The organism is Kitasatospora sp. NPDC089797, assembly GCF_040684795.1.
Lineage (GTDB): Bacteria > Actinomycetota > Actinomycetes > Streptomycetales > Streptomycetaceae > Kitasatospora.
On sequence record NZ_JBFBGS010000039.1, the window covers coordinates 18,343 to 37,588 of the forward strand.

Below are 19,246 nucleotides of genomic sequence, written 5' to 3' on the forward strand. Positions count from 1 at the left end.
AAGTGGTCCAGGCTCCCCGCCGATGAGTGGCGGCACGGGCCCGTGTGGCTCACCTTCCGACGGCCCGGCGGTGCGACGGGTGGCGGTTCGCACGGGTGGCGTCCCACACGGCGAGGATCACGCAGGCGGCCGTGCACCCCAGTGCGGTGAACTGCAGTGCCGTACCGGATGCCGCCTGGGAGCCCGCGCCGTGGTGCTGGTCGGTGACGGTTCCCGCCAGGGCGACCCCGAGGCCGGCCGCCACCGTGATGACGGTCTTGGTGACCCCGGATGCCTCGCCGGCCCGCTCCGGCCTGATCACCGCCTGGGTCGCCACGAGGGTCAGCGAGTTGGCCGTTCCCAGGACCAGGCCGCCCGCGGTGGCCGTGAGCAGGTACCCCGTCAGCGAGGGGACCCGGGCCAGGCAGAAGAGGATCACGGCGCCCGCGGCGAGACAGCCTGCCATCACGCGCACCGCGGCGCACGGGGCCACCCGGCCGGCGAGCGGACCGGCGAGCGCCATGGCCGCGGCCGGGGCGAGGAAGGCGGTACCCGCCGCGCCGACCGACAGGTCCCACTGCCCCTGGAGCGTCAGCGGGACGACGAACAGGAACATGACCGTCGCGGTGTTGGCCACCGCCCCGGCGAGGGTCAGCGCCGTGTAGGGCCCGTTGCGCAGGAGCGCGAGGTCGACCAGCGGGGCGGCCGCCGCGCGCTCCTGCCGGGCGAACCAGGCGAACAGCGCCACCACCACCAGCAGGCCCGCCGGGCCCGCGGGCCACGCCCAGTGCCGACCCCGGTCGACCACGACCGCGAGGACCGCGAGCGCGGCCGTGGCGGTGAACAGCCCGCGCCAGTCGACCGTGCGGTCCGCCCCGGCGTCGCGGCTCTCGGCCGTGCGGCGGGCCCAGCACGCGCCGAGCGCGGCGAGGGGCACGTTGAGCCAGAACACCGCCCGCCAGGACACCGCGTCGGTCAGCGCGCCGCCGAGGAACGGGCCGCAGGCGGTGGCGATCCCGCCGATGCCCAGCGCCCGGCCGGTGGCGCGGCCCCGGAGCCCGGCCGGGTAGACGTTGGTCAGCAGGGACAGGCCCACCGGCATGATCAGCGCGGCGCCCGCCCCCTGGGCCACCCGGGCGCCGACCAGTGCGGGCAGCGTCGGGGCGAGCGCGCAGGCCAGCGACGCGGTACCGAACAGCACCAGGCCGAGGACCAGTAGCCGCCGCCGTCCGAACAGGTCACCGAGGCGGCCCGCCCCCAGCATCAGCGTCCCCGTGGACAGCAGGTACGCGCTGACCACCCACTGCAGTCCGTCGCCTCCGGCGTGCAGTTCGCGGCCGATCTGCGGCAGCGCCAGGTTCAGGGCGAACGAGTCCAACTGGATGCAGAACACACCGACGGCCACGGCCAGCAGGGCCCAGCGTCGGGTGGTGGGCGTCGGTGTCATACCGCCCCGGCCTCCTTCTTCGCGCCGCCGCCGTCGTCAGCGGCGGCATCGTCGGGAACGCCGCCGCACAGCTGTGCGGCGGCCGAGGTGCTGTCGGCGGGGGAGGGCGCAGCCAGAAGTCGCCCCGGACGGACAGGGGCGGTCGCTGCGTGAGGGGGGGGGGGGGGAGGGCGGAGAGCGGTGTGGTGAGGTCGCTCCGCAGGGCCTGTCGGACGGCGCTCCGAACGGGTGGGCACCCGCTGCGCGCCGGACGGCTCAGAACCCACCGTAACCGACGCCGCACCGCTTGCCAACGTCCACCCGGCGGCCGCAGCGACCGGTCGGACCGCCCCGGGTGGGGTATTCGGCCATCGTTGGCCGAGTTTTGACCCGCCCGCGCCCCCGGTGCCGTGCACGCTCCCCCGTCTCGCGGCCGGAGACCGCTCGCCCGGTGCCTGCACGCCGGAGTACCAGTTCAGCGCCCGCCGTCCACCCGCGTCGCCGAGCGGCCCCGCCCGGGGGCCCGGCACCGGTCCGGGTGGACCGCCGTCCGGCCACCCGCCGCATCGGGCATGCGACCGTGCGCCTGTCGTGGCCAGCCCGTTTGCCCGGAAAGCCGCAGTGCATTGCCCGCCTGGCCGGATCCGGCGCCCGGCCGTTGGCTGTCCCATCGTTTGCTTGCTACCAATTTTCGAGCGGCCTTCGGAAGCGATCGGCGAAATCTTGCCGGCGCTCCTTCAGGAGATTTCACGGGGCCGCGCGTACGTCCCGAAGGAAGCCGAGAAAGAACAATTCCTGCACTTCGCGACGAACTTAGGCGGATGCCATCGTGTTGGAAACCCAAACGGTCCCCCCTGTCGACCGACAGCTGGAACAGAATGCACGGACGCGCTACAAGGCGAAGATAGCGTCGGTCTCCCCCACAACCAGCAGAACCACGTTCGAAGAGCACGACTCATGCTTTCTCGGGGTCAGCCTGGAGAACAGCAACTTCACCCCGGCAAAACTCTCCGGCATGGTCGAATGGATCTCACGCAGGTTTTCCCGCTGCACCGTTCTGATCGGTGACAGCATCCATCGCCTCACCCTGGAATCGACCCGCGGCATGGCCCCCGACGAAGCTCTGGATCACGCCCTGGAACTCGGCCGCCAGTTCGCGAAGAACGAGCGCTCCGTGTTCGACGAGTACCGCGATGCCACTGACTTCACCTATCTGAACTGCAGTGATGTTCAGGATGGCAGCGATTTCACCGAGTTCCACGACGAACTGCGAACGTTCTTCGACAAGGACGAGGCGTTCCGCTCGTCGGTGGAGCTGTTCGGGCGCTCCTATCACCGAAAGCACTCTTCCGGAATCAGCGAGGCGGAATTGGAGAACCGCATCAGGATGTCCAGTGACTACTTCCTGGAGGAATTCGCCATATTCTCCTGCCTCAAGCAGTACGGTCTTCCGGTCATGGTGTACCCGGGATCCTTCAGTACCCTGTCCGAGATAGCGATGGGGGAACACCCGGGCGCGCCGGACGAACTCCGTGACCTCATCGTCGTCTCCCTCCACCTGAAAGGCAGGTGAGCATGAACGGCACGCCCCGTACACCGGCCCCGGAGATACGCCGGGGGAAGATCTACCAGAACGTGTACGCGAAGCGGTCCTCCGACCGGCCAGCCGTCAGTGCAGCCCGGCTGGAGAAGGCCGAGATCACGGCCGGGACAATGCTCTTCGCCGATCCCGGCGCCCGGGAACGGGCATTCCAGGACGGCGTATTCTTCCTGAAGATCCCGGCCGAGGTCGACGTGTCGGCCGGTGACGAATTCGCCCGGACCTTCCACCGCGGACCGGCCGCCACTCCGTACGGCCGGTTCCGCACCCTCGACAGCAGCCACTTCGGCGACCCGCTGCTCGGCTTCCACCAACGCGTCAACCAGATCGAGCAGTTCCTCCTGGAGCGGCGCTTCTGGGGCACCGACTACCCGCCGGAGATCGCCGCACTCGGCGAGGCACTCACCCGGCTCTCCCAACAGGTGCTGCACTCCGTGCTCGCCCATGTGGGCGTCCCCGAGCGGGACCGTGCGCAAGCCACCGGCGGCTGCTCCCGCGCCGAGGGCTCGTACCACCTCACGTTCAACCACTACCGGCCCGCACACGAGGACATCGGCCTCAGCTCGCACAAGGACGACGGCTTCCTCACCATCCTGCGGACCACCAGCCCCGGGCTGGAGGTCGCCCGCGGCAACCAGTGGGAGGCCGTGCCCGCGAACCCCGACTGCTTCGTCGTCAACTTCGGTCTGTCCATGGAGATCCTCACCGCGGACAGCGGCACACCCGTCGCAGCGATCATGCACCGGGTCGCGCGCCAGCGGGACGACCGGTCCAGCTATGGGCACTTCACATCCAGCGGCTGTGTGCCCGGTGCGGACCAGGGCATCCACCGCTACGTGGCCGGCATCGGGTTGGAGCGCGTCTGCGGCTCGCGCGAGCTCATCGACGAGAACGACCACGAGATCTACGCCGGCACCGAGGCACCGGACCCGCCCGTACCCGACACCCTCGCGCCCACCACCCGGGGCGCAGCGGAAGGCGGTCGCGGATGAGCACCGGCCCCCTGCCACTCCAACGCGCATCGGTCCGGGGGACGGGCCTGGCGTTCGACACCCGCGGCGGCCTGCCCAGGGCGCTGCTGGACGGCTGCTTCCTGCTCGCCGTGCCCCGCACCTTCGACCCCGGGCCCGGCATCACCCTGTGCCGCGAATTCCATCGCGCTCCCGAGGACGGCTCCGGGGCGACCCGACGTTACCGCGGCTTCCGGGCCCTGGACGGCGTCTACTTCGACCGGGAGCACTTCCAGACCGAACACGTGCTCATCGACGGTCCCGGGCGCCTGCGCCACTTCCCCCGGGAACTCCTCGCCATGACCCGACAGATGGACGAACTGACGCTGCTGGTGCTGCGCTGCGCGATGACCGACCTGGGCATCGCCCCGAGGCTCTGGAGCGAGATCACCGGCGGGGCCGTCGACGGACACGGCACGCACTGGTTCGCAGCCAACCACTACCGCTCCGAGCGCACCCAACCGGGCTGCGCCCCGCACAAGGACACCGGGTTCGTGACCGTCCTCTACAACGAGGAGCCGGGCCTCGAAGCGTCCGTCGACGGCGCCTGGGTCCCCGTCGACCCCGTCCCCGGCTACTTCGTGGTGAACTTCGGCGGGGCCTTCGAACTGCTCACCGCGGCACTGGACCGCCCGGTGCGCGCCCTCCTCCACCGAGTCCGGCAGTGCACACCGGCATCCGGCGGCACCGACCGCTTCTCCTTCGCCGCCTTCGCCAACCCACCCGCCACCGGAGACCTCTACCAGGTCCGCCGTGACGGTTCCGCCGCCGCGGTGCGCAGTTCCGCGGACTTCCTGCGGGAGTTCAACGAACGGACCTGGTCCGACCGGCACACCGACTTCGGGATCGCCCGGCCCGTCGGCGCGGGCGGGGGCGGGGCGTCGTGACCGTGGCTACGGGGCGACAGCCGGGCGTCCCCTTCCCAGGCGTGCTCGCGCACCACCCCGGCCCCAGTCGGCTGCACGGGCACGCCCAGGCCTTCCACGAGGCGACCGTGGTGTGCGGCCGGCCCGCCTCGCACTACTTCCGTTCCTGCGGTATCAGTGCCCTCGCCGAGCGCAACGGCGGCCTGTGCACGTTCTGGATGGGGCAGCGGCTCGCCCTGTACCAGATCACCAACGCACCCCTGGTCGCCGACGACGCGCTCGCCCCCTCGACCGACGCCAACAGCGCACTGTTCGGCGACTTCATGGGGTCCATGCCGCACGACCACCCGGACCGGCCGGCGAAGCGGTCCGCGGTGGAACGCTCCCTCGGGAACGCCAAGTTCGTGGAGCAACTGGAGCCGGCCATCCGGCGGCACACCGCCGATCACCTGCGCCGTGTGGCAGGGCACCCGGTCCCGCTCGACGACTTCACGCTGTCCCTGACCGCGTACGTGGATAGCATGGTCCCCGGAGTCCTCGATCTCACTCAGCGGCCGCTGCCCGAGTACCTGCACTCGGCGGAGTACGGGGGCGTGGTGCGCGGCTTCTTCGACCTCGCCTCCGACGTCATCAGCAACGACAACCCGCAGGCGATGCGGGAGTTCGACGTCATCGTCCCCTTCGTCCGCGCCCTGCTGACGGACAACTTCGAGGCCCTGGCCGGGGCGCCCGCCGACAACATGATCCGACGCCACTTCGCGTTGTGGGGAATCCCCTTCACCCGGGCCGGCGTGGCCGCGCTGGACACCGCACGGATCAAGGAACTGGGCACCGTCATCGTGGCGACGTACGACACCACGGCCCTGAGCCTGATGTGGGCGCTCGGCTACGTGGAGGACTCGCCGCAGGTCAAGGCCGCCCTCACGGCAGAGGCGCGGGGCGGTGGCGGGACGGGCCACGGGTGCCCTCACGGCGACTCGTTCCCCTCCGTGGCAGACCTCGCGGTCCTGGAGGCCGTGCGCCTGGGCGGCAGCAACCCCAGCGCCCTGTGGCGGCGCACCACCGCACCCTTCACCCTGCACCACCGGGGGGCCACGGTCGCCGTCCCCGCGGACACCATGCTCTGGCTGGACCGGCGGCAGGCCAATCGCGACCCGTCGGTCTTCCCGGAGCCCTGCCGCTTCGACCTGGCCAACATCAGGGCCATCGCCCGCTCCGAACGGGAGACCGTCTCATCCCTGCTCTCCCGGAGCCGCTACGAGATCAACTCGTTCAGCATGGTCAACGCCGAGCGGAACCCGCGCAAGTGCCCCGGCCGCCTCTTCTCCGTGCGGATGCAGTCCGTCGTCCTCACGGAACTGTATGGCCGCTACACGGTCACCACCGACGGCATCGACCTCCGGCTGAGGCACCACGCCGCCATGCCCCGCCCCGCACAGCCCGGGACGATCACGATCCACCGTGACGCCGACCCATCGAGGGAGCCGAACCGATGACGACCAGCAACCCCGTGACCGCCAGGCCGCCGGTGGGCCTGCCCCCGATGCCCGGAGAGCGGGAGGCACTCGCCGCCCACCCGCCGGTCGAGCTCGAACGCTCCCGACTCCAGGGCGAGGACCTGGTCTTCGACCGCGCAGGAGGGTTCGACCGCGCCCTGGCCCAGGGCTTCTTCCTGCTGCGCTTCCCCGCCGGCCTCGACACCGAGCCCGGCGACCGGTTCGCCGCCCACTTCCACCAGGACCGGGCCGGCGACGCCCTCGACCGCTACCGCGGCTACCGGACCGTCGACGTCCCGGGTACCTATCAGGGCTACTTCGACCGCGAGCACGACCAGTGGGAGAACTTCTACATCGAGCGGGCCAACTGGGCCCTGCTGCCCGCCGAGGTCGCCACACTGGGACACCGGATGGCCGACCTCGGGGTCGCCGTCCTGCTCGCGGTCCTACGGCACCTGGACGTCCCCCCACGGCTGTGGGGCGAGGTCACCGGCGGGCTCTCCGAGCACCATGGCCACCGGATGCTCGCGTTCAACCACTTCCGTTCGAACAAGGCCACCCGCGGCTGCAAGTTCCACCGCGACTCCGGATGGGTGACCGTACTCCGCTCCGTCGAACCCGGCCTGCTCGCGCTGGTCGAAGGAGAACTGGGCGCCATCAACCCCGTGCCGGAGCACTTCATCGTCAACTTCGGCAGTTCCCTCGAAGTGCTCACCGCCGCCCTGCCCACGCCCGTGCGCGCCAACATCCACGGCGTGGTCGCCACCGAACGGACCGCCGGCCGGCCCGACCGGACCTCCTACGTGACCTTCCTGGACTCCGACCTCGACGGCACCATCCACCGCCTGGAGAACGGCACGGCACGGCCGGTGCAGTCGGTCGCCGACTTCGCCGCCCAAGAGGTCGACCGCACCTACGACGACGACGCGGCGCTGTAACCGCGCCGCCACCACAGCAGTGACCGACCACGATGGGAGAACCACCAGCATGCCGACAAACACCGCCGGGGAAGCGACCCATCTCACCCTCCCCGCAGCCGCGGTGGGGGCGACCGGGCTCCGGTTCGCCTCCGCCGAGGACGCGGACCTGGCCCTCCGGCTCGGCGCGTTCAACCTGGCCGTCCCCGCTGACCTCGACGTCAGTGCGGGCCTGGACTTCTGCCGTAGCTTCTACCGGCCCGCCATCGACCCAGCGGACCGCCGTCGCGGCCACCGCGAGCACGGCCACCCCGACTCGAAACTGGGTTACGAGGACCGACCCGACCAGGTGGAACAGCTCCAGTTGGAGAGCTTCCTGTGGCAGCGCTACCTGCCGGACGACGTGAGCGCGGTGCTACGACGGATGAAGGCGCTGACCCTGGACGCCCTGGACGGCGTCTTCGAGGTCCTGGGCATCCCCGCCCAGGACCGGGAGCTCGTCACGGGCGGCGCCCGCGCGGACACCGGACTGTGCTACACGACGGTCAACCACTACCGCGCGGGCCTGGGCGACCGTGCCGGGATCGTCGAACACTCCGACAGCGGGTTCATCACCACCATCTGCACCGACCAGCCCGGCTACGAGATCCTGCACGAGGGCCGCTGGCTGCCCGTCCGCGAGCGCGCGGGCTACTTCACCGTCAACCTGGGCGACGCCTTCCGCGTCCTGACCAGGAAGCTGCCGCGGCCGGTGACCGCGGTCTACCACCGGGTGCCCGAGCTGCGCCCGCACCCGGACGCCCCGGAGCGCTCCTCGTTCACGATCTACCTGGGGCCGCGGTACGACATGTCCCTCTACCAGTACGACGACGACGGGAGGCTCCGGGAGTTCCAGGGCTTCCGCGAGTTCTCGGTGGAGAAGGCCGGCAAGCTCGGCTACGACTTCCACTCCCGGATATGACCATGACCCGGGAACATCTGCCCACCGCCCCGCGACAGAACTGGCAGTATGCGCAGCTCCGGGACGGCGCCCTCGTCTTCAGCGCCGGGGACGGGCTGCGCCGCGCATTGGAGGACGGCTTCTTCTACGTGCGGCAACCAGCCGGCCTGAACCTGTCTGCCGGGGACCGGTTCGCCCGTAGCTTCTACCTCCCCGACGACACCGGGCACCCGGACCCGTACCGCGGCTACCACCACTGGACCTCGCAGCAACTGGGCCCGCACCAGGGCTACTTCCGCCGCGACGCCGACCAGACCGAACAGTTCTTCCTGGAGAGCTCCCGGTGGGGCCAGGTCTACCCGGCCGCACTCGCCCTGCAGGCCGAGGCCATGCGCGACTTCGCACTGGCCGTCCAGCGAGCCGTGCTCACCCACCTCGACCTGCCGGGCGAGCTCTGGGACGAGGCCACCGGGCACAGCCTCACCCCGCACGGCACCCACACCCTCACCTTCAACCACTTCCGGCCCGAAGTCGCCGCACGAGGCCTGAACATCCACAAGGACTCCGGGTGGGTGACCGTGCTGCGCTCCACCGAACCCGGCCTGGAGGTGGACCGGGACGGCGACTGGCACCCCATCGACCCGCTCCCGGACACCTTCATCGTCAACTTCGGCTGCGCGATGGAGATCCTCACCAGATCGACCGCCACCCCGGTCGCCGCAGTCGCCCACCGCGTGGTGCGACAGGCCCGCCACCACGGGCCGAAGCCGGACCGCTTCTCCTACGCCCTGTTCGTCGACAGCAGCCTGGACAACACCGTCTCCCCGGGCCTGTTCAGCTACGAACCGAAGACCGGCCTCCGCCTGGAGACGGGCTTCGGGACCTTCCTCGACGACATCCTCGACCACACCTACCAGAAGGACACCACCGGTCTGTACTGACGCCCTTGACCCGTCCTGCCTGCGGCTGACGCAGCAAGCGCCGGCCCGGATCCCGGACGATCCGCCGCGCCGGCCCCAGGCGTTCTTCTCCTCCACTCCCCACATCCGAACCCTGCGACGGCCTGCTCCTGTCACCTTCGGCACACCCGTCCAGGTCGCCGATCGCCACGGGGTCAAGGCCCGGGGCCGTCACCCGACACGGCTCGGATTCCTGGTCGAGCACCTGTGCCGGGCGTCCACCGTCTCGGGGAGGCAGTTCCTCTGGGACGGTGGTGCACGCGAGACGTGCTCGCGGGTGGCCGGTCGCCCAGCTGCCGCCCACCCGCTGTGCCCCTCGGGTGCCAAGAGGTGGGCGGGCTCGCCCTGCTCTACGTTCGGCCTCGCGCGCACGTCGTCGCCCATCCCGGGGCGACGCCGTCTGAGCACTGCCTACCGGGCGGCCGAGTCCCTGCTCTCGGAATTCCCTTCGCACTGGGCGCCACTTCCGTCGGGTCCTCGCAGGCCCGAGTCTCGCACCAGCGCTGGGGGCGGACGCTGAGCTGCTCGCGGCCGCCACGGTTCTCCACGACGTCGGTCATGCCCATCCCGCAGTCGATACCGGCCACCACATGATCGACGGCGCCCGGTGTCTAGTACTCCAGCCGTAGATCGTGATCTTGCTGGTTGGAGTGGGCGCGGAGACGGCTGCGGCCACCGTTGATCATCGTGAGTTGTGTGGACTAACGAAGATCAGGCGGTGGCCGCGAGTCACAGCGTAGTGCCTGCCCGGTGGCGGACGATGTTCGCTCAGCTGATGGGCCGCGTCGCGGGCCGATTTGCCCGAGTTGAACCCCGGCGTCGTGCAACGGCGTTGGTGCAGGGTCTGCTGTCGGACCTGCCGCGGAAGAACTGCTGGACGCTGGCCGAGCACGCGGGCTATGCCACGCCGGACGGCATGCAGCACCTGCTGCACCGCGCGAAGTGGGACGCCGACGCGGTCCGCGACGACGTGCGCGCCTACGTCGTCGAGCACCTCGCCGACGACGGGGCGGTGCTCGTGGTCGACGAGACCGGCGACCTGAAGAAGGGCACCGCAACCGTCGGCGTGCAGCGCCAGTACACCGGCACGGCGGGCCGCATCGAGAACGCCCAGGTCGCCGTCTACCTGGTCTACTCGGCCGCGCTCGGTCATGCCGCGATCGACCGGGCCCTGTACGTGCCGCGCTCGTGGACCGACGACCCCGAGCGCTGCCGGGCCGCCGGCATCCCCGACGACCTCGCCTTCGCGACCAAGCTCCAGCTGGCCGCCAAAATGATCGTCCAGGCGCTGAACGCGGGCACCCCCGCTCGCTGGGTCGCGGGCGACGAGGTCTACGGCGACAACCCGCACCTTCGGGCCGCGCTGGAAGCCCGCCCGCTCGGCTACATGCTCGCCGTCTCCAGCACCCACCAAGTCGTCACACCCGCAGGCAAGTTCCAGGCGAAAGCGCTCGTCACGCGGATCCCGAAGCGGGCCTGGCAGCGACTGTCCGCCGGAGCGGGCGCGAAGGGCGAGCGGTACTACGACTGGGCCCAGCTCGACATCGCCGGTCCAGCCGGGCGGCCCGGCAACTGGTGGCTACTGGTCCGCCGCAACCGGCGAAGCGGCGAACTCGCCTTCTACCGCTGCTTCTCACCCCTCCCGGTGCCGCTGTCCGAGCTGGTGCGGGTGGCCGGACGGCGCTGGACGGTGGAGGAGACCTTCCAGGCCGGCAAGGGCCTGGCCGGTCTGGACGAGCACCAGGTCCGCCGCTGGACCTCCTGGCACCGCTGGGTCACCCTCGCCATGCTCGCCCACGCCTTCCTCGCCGTCACAGCAGCCGCCGAACGCCGCGACCATCCCGCGCCCGACGAACTGATCCCCTTGACCGGCAACGAGATCCAGCACCTGTTCGCCGCAATGATCAACCCGGTCCACGACCTCGCGCACCGGCTGCGCTGGTCGCAGTGGAGACGCCGACACCAAGCCCGCGCCCGTGCCTCCCACTTCCAACGGCAGGCAGCTGTCCAGCCCTAGAGATCGCGATGGCGACGGGTTCTGGCGGTATTGAGATGCTGCGAGGCCGGCGCCGGTGCATACTTCCTCACCGTGGAAATCGAGACGGGCGAGCTGCAGCGCCTTCGTACTGGACCGGGAGCCGAGAACGACCAGCCGCGTCCGTTTCTTGTGCGCGTCCGGTTTGCCTCCGAGGATCCGGCCCAGGTCATCGACAATGCGCGTGCGGTGCTGACGTGCGTGGTCGCGCAGATGGGTAACTGGCCAGCATTTGAGCGCTGGCCACAGCTGCTGCCGACCTGGTTCATCCAGCGGTGCGCGCCCGAGCACCCGGAACCGGAACATGGCGAGCCCTTCGACGCCGAGGCGTGGCTACGTCAGTGGCGGGCGATGACGCCGCAGCAGAGGGCGGCTGTCGACCAGGGGCCGTGGATGCTCTCGGGCTGGCTGTACTACTTCGACCCGACCGAGGAAGGGATGGGAGACGATCGCAGCTGGTGGTGGTGGGACGCGGGAGTCGATGAGTCGGACGGCGGTTGGGTGCAGGTGGCGACTACTGGATGGCCCTTCGGCAGCGGTTCGTTGTCATGGCTGATTGAGGCCAGCGGGGGTACGGACCTCGTCTACGGGCCGTGAGCACCGACTCGGCAAGATCGCGATCTACGGCTGGAGTACTAGCCCGGCTCGGCTCCGATCCTGCGATCTGCTCGCGGGCGGCCTACCACTCCTCGTCGGACGCGGATGCGAACTCCGGAGCGTTCCCGCTCGATGAGCGTCCGGTGCCTCATGAGGGTGCCTACATCACATCCTGCTCAAATCTTCTTGCCGCGCCCCGGCCCGTCACCTTAGGTTCTCCCCGCCGCCCGAGAAATGGCGGAAGAATCCCGGCGGAGATACCCCGGGCGATCCTGAGGAGTTTCATTTGAGGAAGTTCTTGCCACGAACCGGCGCTTCGCTGGCCGTGGCCGCGCTGTTCACCCTCGGAACATCCGGTGCGGCATTCGCGGACTCGGACGTCACCTGGACCAACGCGTCGACCAAGCGGTGCCTCGAATACAGCCCGGGCTTCAGCAACCCCGTGGTCGCGGACTGCTCCCGGGGCTGGAAGAAGATATTCCACGACACCGGGAACGCGGACGGCTCCTGGAACGAGGTCGCGAAGGAGGCGGCCCCCTTCGGCAAGCTGTGCCTCGCAGCGTACAAGGACAACTCGGTCTACATCGAGCCCTGCACCAACCCCTCCAACGACTACCAGCGCTGGTTCGAGAACAAGACCGACACCGGCTGGGAGCTGCGCCACAAGGCGACCGGCCGCTGCCTGGACAGCAACGCCGAGGGGAAGGTGTACCTGCACGACTGCAACGCCGGGCTCTTCCAGCGCTGGACGTAACAGGGCGCCGACGGTCGGGTGACCTGGGCCGCCTCGGCGGAGGCGACCCCGGTCACCTGCCGGCCTCACGCCGCAGGCCGACGATCTGCCGGAAGTAGAAGACGGTCGCCAGCAGGTAGAGGGCCGACCCCCAGATGACGGCCCCCCAGCCGAGCGCATGGCAGGCCCCCGCCCCCGGGAAGGCCGTGGAGCCGAGCAGCACCAGGGGGAACCCGACCATCAGGCAGAAGGTCGCGGACTTCCCGACGAAGCTCACCCGCAGCGGCTCGAACCCGCTCCGCCGCACCAGCCCCACCCCGACGGCCATGGCCGCGTCGCGGGCGAGCAGCGCCACCAGGAACCAGACGGGCACGAGGTCCCGCAGGGCGAGCGCCACCAGCGTCGCGACGGTGTAGAGCCGGTCCGCGACCGGATCCAGGATCCGCCCGAGCTCGCTCACCTGATCGAGTTTCCGCGCCAGGAAACCGTCCAGATAGTCGGTGATTCCGCTGAGGATCAGGACGAGAACGGCCCAGAGGTCCTGGTTTCCGTGCCCCAGCCAGGGCAGGACGGCGAGCCAGAAGAATACCGGGACACCCGCGAGCCGCAGCGCGCTCAGGCAATTCGGAATCGTCAGGATCCGATGCGCCGAAGACCCCCGGCCGAATTCGTCCTTCCGGACGTGAGAATCAATCACGGCCCCAAGGCTACCGATGGAAACCGACTGATTTCCGCCCGGCCCCGGCAGCAATGGCCACGCCCGTCCCACCGACCATAACCGCACCGATTCCTCCGGGACACCGTTCGGGCCGTGCCTTCGGGAGTGCCTCTTCCGGGCCCCTCCAGGACGCCTCCCGGCGTTCCCACCGGCCGAGGTCACCCGCACCCCGCCGGTAGGAGCTGACGCGCCGTGAGCCTCCGCCGCACGGTGGAGGCACGACGGATGTCGACGCCTTCAGCGCGCCGGCCGACCCCGTGCGGCGGAACCCCGCTTCGGCCGGTTAGTCCAGCGCACGGCGAACCAGCGGCTCACCGTGGAAGGGCACGAGCCGCTTCCGCCACCGGGCCGCGAGCGCGACCAGCCGCCGGCCCGCCCTCGCGTCGTAACCCGCCGTGGTGAGCAGCCGGCTGACGCCGCTGGACCGGCCGCCGCCGAGCGCTGGATCAGGCTCCCGCCACGTCCACGAAGACGGGGTTGGCGTAGCACCACGTGTCCGCCCACGGGTCGCCGTTGCCGGGCTCGTGGGAGATCGGCCCGTTCGGGTCGACGGCGGCACCGAGGTAGCCGGTGCCGTGCCGGTTGCCGTCGCTGCCGCGCAGCCGCAGGTAGAAGGACTCGTTGCCGGCGGTGACCGGGATCTCCAGGGTGTAGGTGCCGGTGCGGCCGCTGACGTCGGCGGTGTGGACGACCCGGGTGTCCGGCGCCCGCCAGGTGTCCCGGTCGGAGACCGGGCCGCGCACGGCGCCCCGGATGACGTCCACGTGCGCGAGCCGGGGCAGGATGCCCTGGGGGTTGGGGCGGGACGCGGTCGTGACCGTCACCGACAGGGTGAGCCGCTCGCCCCTGCGGACGCGCAGCCGACCGCCGAGGGTGACCCCGCGGCCGTGGTCGCACGCCCGCTTCACCCGCACGTCGAGCCCGTCGAGCAGGTGTCCGTGGTCCACCCAGACCCGGCCGGCCCGCAGGCCCGCCATCACCGCGCGGTAGCCGTAACGGGTCACCCCGACATGGGTGCGGCTGAACTGGCCCGGCCAGAAGTCGCTTCCGGGCTGCGCGGTGGCGGTGTTCACCGGGTCCGGCACCTTGCCGGTGTTGTCGAAGTTCTGGCCGGGCTGCCAGTCGCCGTTCTTCCAGGTGTCGAAGACGGTCCGGTGGTTGTCGGAGTTGCTGGTGATCGAGAACAGCCGGCCCTCGGCCAGCATCGAGTCCCACAGGCCGCCCACGGTCGCGGTCGCCCAGTCGAAGCCGCCGTAGGTCTGGTAGGCGTTCGCCGGGTAGCCGGACCACGACTGCGCGGACGGTGTGTTCTCGTACTCGCCGCGGATCGAGTTCGGGCCGCGCCAGCCCGGGATGGCCGCGCCCTGGGCGCCCGGCGCGCCCTCCATGCCGATGACGATCCCGTCAGAGGCGTCCCGCCAGTTGCGCACCTCGTGCGGGGAGTCGATGCCCAGGCGCAGCGGGTGGTTGGCGAGGACGAGGACGTCGTCGACGTAGCCGGTGCGCCGCTGCTCGGCCAGCCACCGGATGGCCTTGACGGCGTGGGCCTCGTTGCGGGCGGTGTCGGCCGCGCCGGCCAAACCCTCGCTGTAGCCCAGCAGTTTGCCGTCGTAGGCCAGCTCGAACCGGGTGAGCAGGTCGACCTCGTGCGGTCCGGGGGCCGCGAACACGGTGGCGTGCTCGGCGGCCGGGATGTACCACTCCAGTCCCTGGAAGATCAGCTGGCGCGGGTTCTCGGCGCGGGCCCGGAGGATCTCCTGGTGCTCCAGCGCGGCACCGTGGTGGGCGTGGCCGAAGTTGGAGTGCTCGTTGAACACCAGCCAGTCCAGGCCGTACTGCGCGGCGGCCCGGACCTGCTGGGAGAACGTGTACTTCGCGTCGTGGCTGTAGACGGAGTGGACGTGGTGGTCGCCGACCAGGTAGGCGAGGTGCGGGTCGGAACCGCCGTGCCCCCGTCCGGCGGCGGCAGCCGGCGTGGCGGCGGCCGCCGTGCCCGCCCCGCCGAGGGCGAACGCGGCGCCGAACAGGCCCGCGCGGCGCAGGAGCCCGCGGCGCGACATGCCCTGGGCGTCGAGATCGGCGGGAGGGACGGACGGATCGGCCCAGGCGGGCAGCTGCTGATCGGTCATGGTGATCCTCGGAACGGGAGTTCAGCGGTGTGGTGGGGCCAGGGGTCGTGCAGAAGGCGGCGGGCAGGCGGTGGAACGCCGCAGCGGTGCAACTCGCCCCCGGCGAGGGGGCGGGGCCGGTCTTGCGTCGCTCACGGCTGCACGATTCCGTGGCAAGAGAACTGCCGGAAGAAACCGATTTGAAGACCCGGGGTGGAATCGATGGCCGCCCAGTGGCCCGCGGACGTACCGCCTCTCCGCGGGCACGCCGCCTTACGGTCGGCCCGGCAGGGACCGGCGTCGTCACCGCCTCGGGGCGCGGACCCTCCCCCGGTGATCGATCACGGCTCCTCCCTGCCGTGCTGCCGGCTCCGCCTCGTGCCCGCCGTCGTGTCGTCTCCGACCTACGGGTCAGGACACCTGGTCAGCCGTGGGTTCGCCGATCGGCCAGGCGATCTCCAGGCGGTTGCCGGGGTCGTCCGGTGTGCCGGTCCACCGGCGGTAGATCATCCGGACCGGGCCCGCGAAGGTGAAGCCGTGCTCGGTGACCCAGGCGGCGACGGCGTCGTACGCGCCGAGGATCTGCGGGAACCCGGCGTCCGCTCCCTCAACCTGGGTGCAGGCCAGCGCCGTCTCGGGCAGCTCGCACACGCTCATGCCCTCGGGCAGGTCCGCGGGCTGGGCGCCCTGGTCCCAGAACGGCAGGCAGGCCTCCACGAGGGCCTCGTTCTCGTCGTCGCACACCCCGTGGAAGCGGACGAAGGCCGGCCCGGTGAAGGTGAGCGGGCCGCGGCCGGCCACCTCGTACACCTCGCGGTAGGCGTCGGCGAGGAAGGCGCCGAGGCCGGTGTTGTCCACGCTCGCGGCGCGGACGAGGATCCGTTCGGGGCCGCCCTGGCGGACGGTGACGTGGTGGGTCATCCCTGCTCCTTCGGTCAGTCGGGTCAACAGGCCGTGGACAGCGCCGCGTTGCGCGTGCAGGTGCCGCTCGGCCGCCCGCAGGTGCTCGCGCAGGGCGGCGGCCAGCTCCTGCCGGCCGGCGCCGAGCAGGCGGCGCACCTCCTCGACGGGGATGTCCAGTTGGCGCAGCGCCCTGATCACCTGCGCCGTGCGCACCTGGTCGCGCCGGAAGTAGCGGTAGCCGCTCACCGGGTCGACGTACGTCGGCACCAGGACGCCGCAGGCGTCGTAGTGTCGCAGGGCGGTGACCGAGAGGCCGCTGGCCTGGGAGAACTGCCCGATCGGCAGCAGGTTTCTGTCCACGGCCCCGACTGTGCCCTCTCAGGCCACCCGAGAGTCAAGCCCCTTGTCCGATCGACGACTTCGCTCCCCGTCGCCCGGCTGCCACCCCTGCCACCCCTGCCACCACCGCCGCCGATGGGCGGGTCGGGACCCGGGAGCACGGTCCCGGGTCGGGGCGGGGGCGGGAGCGCGGTCCCCGTTCCGATGGGTGACGCCCCGTGACGGGTGCGCTCCGTAGTGTCGTGGGTGTGCCCAGGTGGTTCGTCCACCGTCACTGTCAACGCCCGTTTCCCGCGCCGCACCCGTGGCGCCGCTGTCCGAGGAGCCTGCCCATGGCCGATCGCCACTTCCGCCACCGCCTCGATCCCTCCGCTTCCACCGGCGACGGCGGGCCGGGGTTCGGGCCCGCCCGGTGGAGCGGGCCAGAGGCCGCACTGGCGGACCTCGCACCCGCGGGCCTGTCCCGGCGGCGCCTGCTGACGGCGGGTGCGATGGCCGGGGCGACGCTCCTGGGCACCGGCCTGACGGGGGGCAAGGCCTCGGCCGCCTCCAAGCCGGCGATCTTCTACTCGCCGCACCAGGACGACGAGGCACTGGGCCTGGCCGGGTCGATCCTGGAGCACAAGGCAGCCGGACGGCCCGTGTACCTGGTGTTGGTGACACAGGGTGAGAACGACCAACTGGCGTGGCGCATGAACGAGAAGGACCAGGAGACCGGCAAACAGAGCGATTGCGTGCTGCGCGCCTCGAACCGGTGCGCGGCCCACGGCCCCCACGGGCTGAACTGGCCGACCGACGGTGCCAGCATGATCGTGCCCGGCCGGACCGCCGAGTTCATGGCCTCGGCGAAGGAGCTCGGCGTCGACAAGGTGATCAACTGGAAGCTCCCCGACTCCGCGTACAACCCCGGCGACGCCTTCAAGAAGCTCACCAAGACGGTCAAGTCGAAGATCGCGTCCCTCGCGGACCAGTACCCGGGCGCCTCGCACAAGTTCACCGCGGGCTGGCTGGAGGTCACCCGGACCCACAAGGCGATCACCGACGCGGCCGTGGAGCTGGCGTGGGACGGCGTGCTCTCCGACGTGCGCTTCAACTTCGTCTACGCCTACGACTACCCGGAGAGCGACCGCCGCAGGGGCGCCGCCTACGTGCTGGACATCCCCGACGAGCACATGCGGAGGAAGCGCAACGCCATCTCCTGTTACAACGCCTGGAGGCCGTCCGAGAACCTCTACGCGCTCGGCTACCACAGTGTCCCGGAGAAGATGGAGCGCGCGGCGGCCGACCGGCACGAGTACGTCTTCGCCCTCCCCAGGAAGGACAGGTACAAGACCGGCAACATCGACGGCCAGACCAAGAACAGCTTCACCGGCAAGCCGCAGTGGGACTGGTCCTGACGGACCGCCGGGCACGGACCGGCGCCCTGGTCCGAGCCGTCGGGGCGGCCGTCGGCGAGGCCACCCCGTCGGCTCGGACCAGGGGCAGGGCCTCCGGGTCACCTGCCGATCGGCCGAGGCGGAACGCGGAGCCCTCGCCGGGCGCCCGTGCCGTGGCCTCCTCCGCACTGCTGCGCACCTTTGGAGGTGCCGGCCAGGGCGCCCGCTGCGCCGGGGCCGCCCACCGGCCCGGCGGAGCGGATGCCCCGGAACTCGTCGACCGCGGTGTGACCGTGCTTCGAACGCGGCCAGCGAAAGGTGATCTGGTCCAGGGAGTCCAGCGGCCTGGCGTCGAACAGCGCGAAGACGGTCAGTCGGGTGCCGCCGGTGGTCTCGTCCTCGATGGCCCGGTAGCGGTTCCCGGCCGTGTCCCGCACGGTGATGGGGCCGGTGCCGGCTCCGGCGAGCACCAGGGTGACGATCAGCGTGTCCCCCTCGGCGACCGGGCTCCCGACCTGCACCGACTCGCCGGTGGTGGTGGCCGAGTCGAGCGGGGAGGCGGCCACCTCGTCGCCGATCCGGCCGAGGTAGCCGCACTCGTCCGGTGTCCGGGCGCCGGCCGGGACGGTCGGCTGGTCGCTGGTCGCGGCGGTTCTCCCGGCCGTGGCCGGGGCGGCGGTCAGGGGCAGGGCCAGAAGGCCGGCGAGCAGACCGCTGACCGACAGTGCGGGCCACACGAGGCGCCGGCGGGCGAGTCGGCGGCGTCCCGTCCCGTACGGTTCCCGGGGTGCGTGCGGTTCCCGAGGTGCGTGCGGTTCCCGAGGTGGCTGCGGTGCCTGCGCTGCCTGCACTGCCTGCGGTGCCACGTCGGGTACGGGCGGCTCCACCCCAGCGTGCGGGTCCGGCGCCGGTGGCTCCTGCGACTGCTGCCGCACCTGGATGCGCCGCCAGGCGGACTGCCAGCGAGCGCGCTCCTCGGCGGGCACGCCGAAAGCGGTGACGAGCGCCAACACCCGCTCCAGAGGAGGGAGACGGCTCCGCTGAGGGCTCAGGTCCCCCGAGAGGGTACTGCGCGGAAGCCCGGTGCGGCGCTCGAGTTCGCGCAGCGACGGGTTGCCGGACCACGCCTTCAACGCCCGGAGCCGGCACATGAACTCCTGCTGTGTGGTCGCCTCGTCCGGATCGGGCGTTGTCGCCGCAGCCTGCTCCGGTAACCGGTCCGGACCCCCGCCCGTGTCTCGCTC

At 71.2% G+C, this 19,246-nt stretch carries 16 protein-coding genes; 11 read left to right on the top strand and 5 right to left on the bottom strand.

The features are described 5' to 3' along the window. Positions 1-49: 49 nt before the first annotated feature. Positions 50-1,426, bottom strand: a complete 1,377-nt coding sequence (locus AB0O91_RS28070; RefSeq protein WP_363438550.1) for an MFS transporter — start codon at positions 1,424-1,426, stop codon at positions 50-52. Positions 1,427-2,234: 808 nt separating this feature from the next. Here AB0O91_RS28070 and AB0O91_RS28075 point away from each other — a divergent pair. The 10 genes from AB0O91_RS28075 to AB0O91_RS28120 all read left to right on the top strand — a co-directional run bounded on the left by AB0O91_RS28075 (position 2,235) and on the right by AB0O91_RS28120 (position 12,579). Then, the gene (locus AB0O91_RS28075) at positions 2,235-2,978 is read left to right on the top strand and encodes a tRNA-dependent cyclodipeptide synthase (protein WP_363438553.1); all 744 of its coding nucleotides are present in this window, start codon (positions 2,235-2,237) and stop codon (positions 2,976-2,978) included. Between the two features lie 2 nt (positions 2,979-2,980). Next, entirely contained in the window at positions 2,981-3,997 is a 1,017-nt protein-coding gene (locus AB0O91_RS28080; protein WP_363438556.1) for a 2OG-Fe(II) oxygenase family protein, read from the top strand. After that, entirely contained in the window at positions 3,994-4,902 is a 909-nt protein-coding gene (locus tag AB0O91_RS28085; RefSeq protein WP_363438559.1) for a 2OG-Fe(II) oxygenase family protein, read from the top strand. Before AB0O91_RS28080 ends, AB0O91_RS28085 begins: the two co-directional genes overlap by 4 nt. Before the next feature lie 41 nt (positions 4,903-4,943). Next, on the top strand, positions 4,944-6,377 hold the full coding sequence (locus tag AB0O91_RS28090; protein WP_363438562.1) for a cytochrome P450: 1,434 nt from the start codon (positions 4,944-4,946) through the stop codon (positions 6,375-6,377). After that, positions 6,374-7,315, top strand: coding sequence for a 2OG-Fe(II) oxygenase family protein (locus tag AB0O91_RS28095; protein ID WP_363438565.1), 942 nt, complete (start codon positions 6,374-6,376; stop codon positions 7,313-7,315). Before AB0O91_RS28090 ends, AB0O91_RS28095 begins: the two co-directional genes overlap by 4 nt. 49 nt (positions 7,316-7,364) lie before the next feature. Next, complete coding sequence (locus AB0O91_RS28100) at positions 7,365-8,255, top strand: 2OG-Fe(II) oxygenase family protein (RefSeq protein ID WP_363438568.1); 891 nt, start codon at positions 7,365-7,367, stop codon at positions 8,253-8,255. Between the two features lie 2 nt (positions 8,256-8,257). Beyond that, positions 8,258-9,175, top strand: coding sequence for a 2OG-Fe(II) oxygenase family protein (locus AB0O91_RS28105; RefSeq protein WP_363438570.1), 918 nt, complete (start codon positions 8,258-8,260; stop codon positions 9,173-9,175). A 793-nt stretch (positions 9,176-9,968) separates the two neighbouring features. Continuing rightward, positions 9,969-11,210 carry an IS701 family transposase gene (locus AB0O91_RS28110; RefSeq protein WP_363438707.1) on the top strand — a complete coding sequence of 414 codons (1,242 nt, stop codon included), beginning with the start codon at positions 9,969-9,971 and terminating at the stop codon, positions 11,208-11,210. 72 nt (positions 11,211-11,282) lie between these two features. After that, positions 11,283-11,825 (top strand): hypothetical protein, encoded by a 543-nt coding sequence (locus AB0O91_RS28115; RefSeq protein ID WP_363438573.1) that lies wholly within the window; start codon positions 11,283-11,285, stop codon positions 11,823-11,825. A 298-nt stretch (positions 11,826-12,123) separates the two neighbouring features. Then, complete coding sequence (locus AB0O91_RS28120) at positions 12,124-12,579, top strand: RICIN domain-containing protein (RefSeq protein ID WP_363438576.1); 456 nt, start codon at positions 12,124-12,126, stop codon at positions 12,577-12,579. Between the two features lie 52 nt (positions 12,580-12,631). On the opposite strand, the gene AB0O91_RS28125 is transcribed toward AB0O91_RS28120, so the two are convergent. The 3 genes from AB0O91_RS28125 to AB0O91_RS28135 form a co-directional block, all read right to left on the bottom strand. Continuing rightward, entirely contained in the window at positions 12,632-13,255 is a 624-nt protein-coding gene (locus AB0O91_RS28125) for a CDP-alcohol phosphatidyltransferase family protein (RefSeq protein ID WP_363438579.1), read from the bottom strand. Positions 13,256-13,722: 467 nt separating this feature from the next. Next, complete coding sequence (locus tag AB0O91_RS28130) at positions 13,723-15,405, bottom strand: histidinol-phosphatase (RefSeq protein WP_363438581.1); 1,683 nt, start codon at positions 15,403-15,405, stop codon at positions 13,723-13,725. Positions 15,406-15,795: 390 nt separating this feature from the next. After that, positions 15,796-16,647, bottom strand: coding sequence for a helix-turn-helix domain-containing protein (locus AB0O91_RS28135; protein WP_363438584.1), 852 nt, complete (start codon positions 16,645-16,647; stop codon positions 15,796-15,798). 311 nt (positions 16,648-16,958) lie between these two features. Between AB0O91_RS28135 and AB0O91_RS28140 the strand changes: the two genes are divergently transcribed. Further along, a complete protein-coding gene (locus tag AB0O91_RS28140) occupies positions 16,959-18,023 on the top strand; it encodes a PIG-L family deacetylase (RefSeq protein WP_363438587.1) in 1,065 nt (354 codons plus the stop codon). Positions 18,024-18,121: 98 nt separating this feature from the next. On the opposite strand, the gene AB0O91_RS28145 is transcribed toward AB0O91_RS28140, so the two are convergent. Continuing rightward, positions 18,122-18,739: a hypothetical protein gene (locus AB0O91_RS28145; RefSeq protein WP_363438590.1), complete on the bottom strand. Its 618-nt coding sequence runs from the start codon at positions 18,737-18,739 to the stop codon at positions 18,122-18,124. Positions 18,740-19,246: the final 507 nt, after the last annotated feature.

Coding starts and splice junctions, on each gene's coding strand:
- AB0O91_RS28105 (WP_363438570.1), top strand. CDS start 8,258: ATGACCCGGGAACATCTGCCCACCGCCCCGCGACAGAACTGGCAGTAT.
- AB0O91_RS28085 (WP_363438559.1), top strand. CDS start 3,994: ATGAGCACCGGCCCCCTGCCACTCCAACGCGCATCGGTCCGGGGGACG.
- AB0O91_RS28080 (WP_363438556.1), top strand. CDS start 2,981: ATGAACGGCACGCCCCGTACACCGGCCCCGGAGATACGCCGGGGGAAG.
- AB0O91_RS28140 (WP_363438587.1), top strand. CDS start 16,959: ATGGCCGATCGCCACTTCCGCCACCGCCTCGATCCCTCCGCTTCCACC.
- AB0O91_RS28110 (WP_363438707.1), top strand. CDS start 9,969: ATGGGCCGCGTCGCGGGCCGATTTGCCCGAGTTGAACCCCGGCGTCGT.
- AB0O91_RS28100 (WP_363438568.1), top strand. CDS start 7,365: ATGCCGACAAACACCGCCGGGGAAGCGACCCATCTCACCCTCCCCGCA.
- AB0O91_RS28130 (WP_363438581.1), bottom strand. CDS start 15,405: ATGACCGATCAGCAGCTGCCCGCCTGGGCCGATCCGTCCGTCCCTCCC.
- AB0O91_RS28070 (WP_363438550.1), bottom strand. CDS start 1,426: ATGACACCGACGCCCACCACCCGACGCTGGGCCCTGCTGGCCGTGGCC.
- AB0O91_RS28095 (WP_363438565.1), top strand. CDS start 6,374: ATGACGACCAGCAACCCCGTGACCGCCAGGCCGCCGGTGGGCCTGCCC.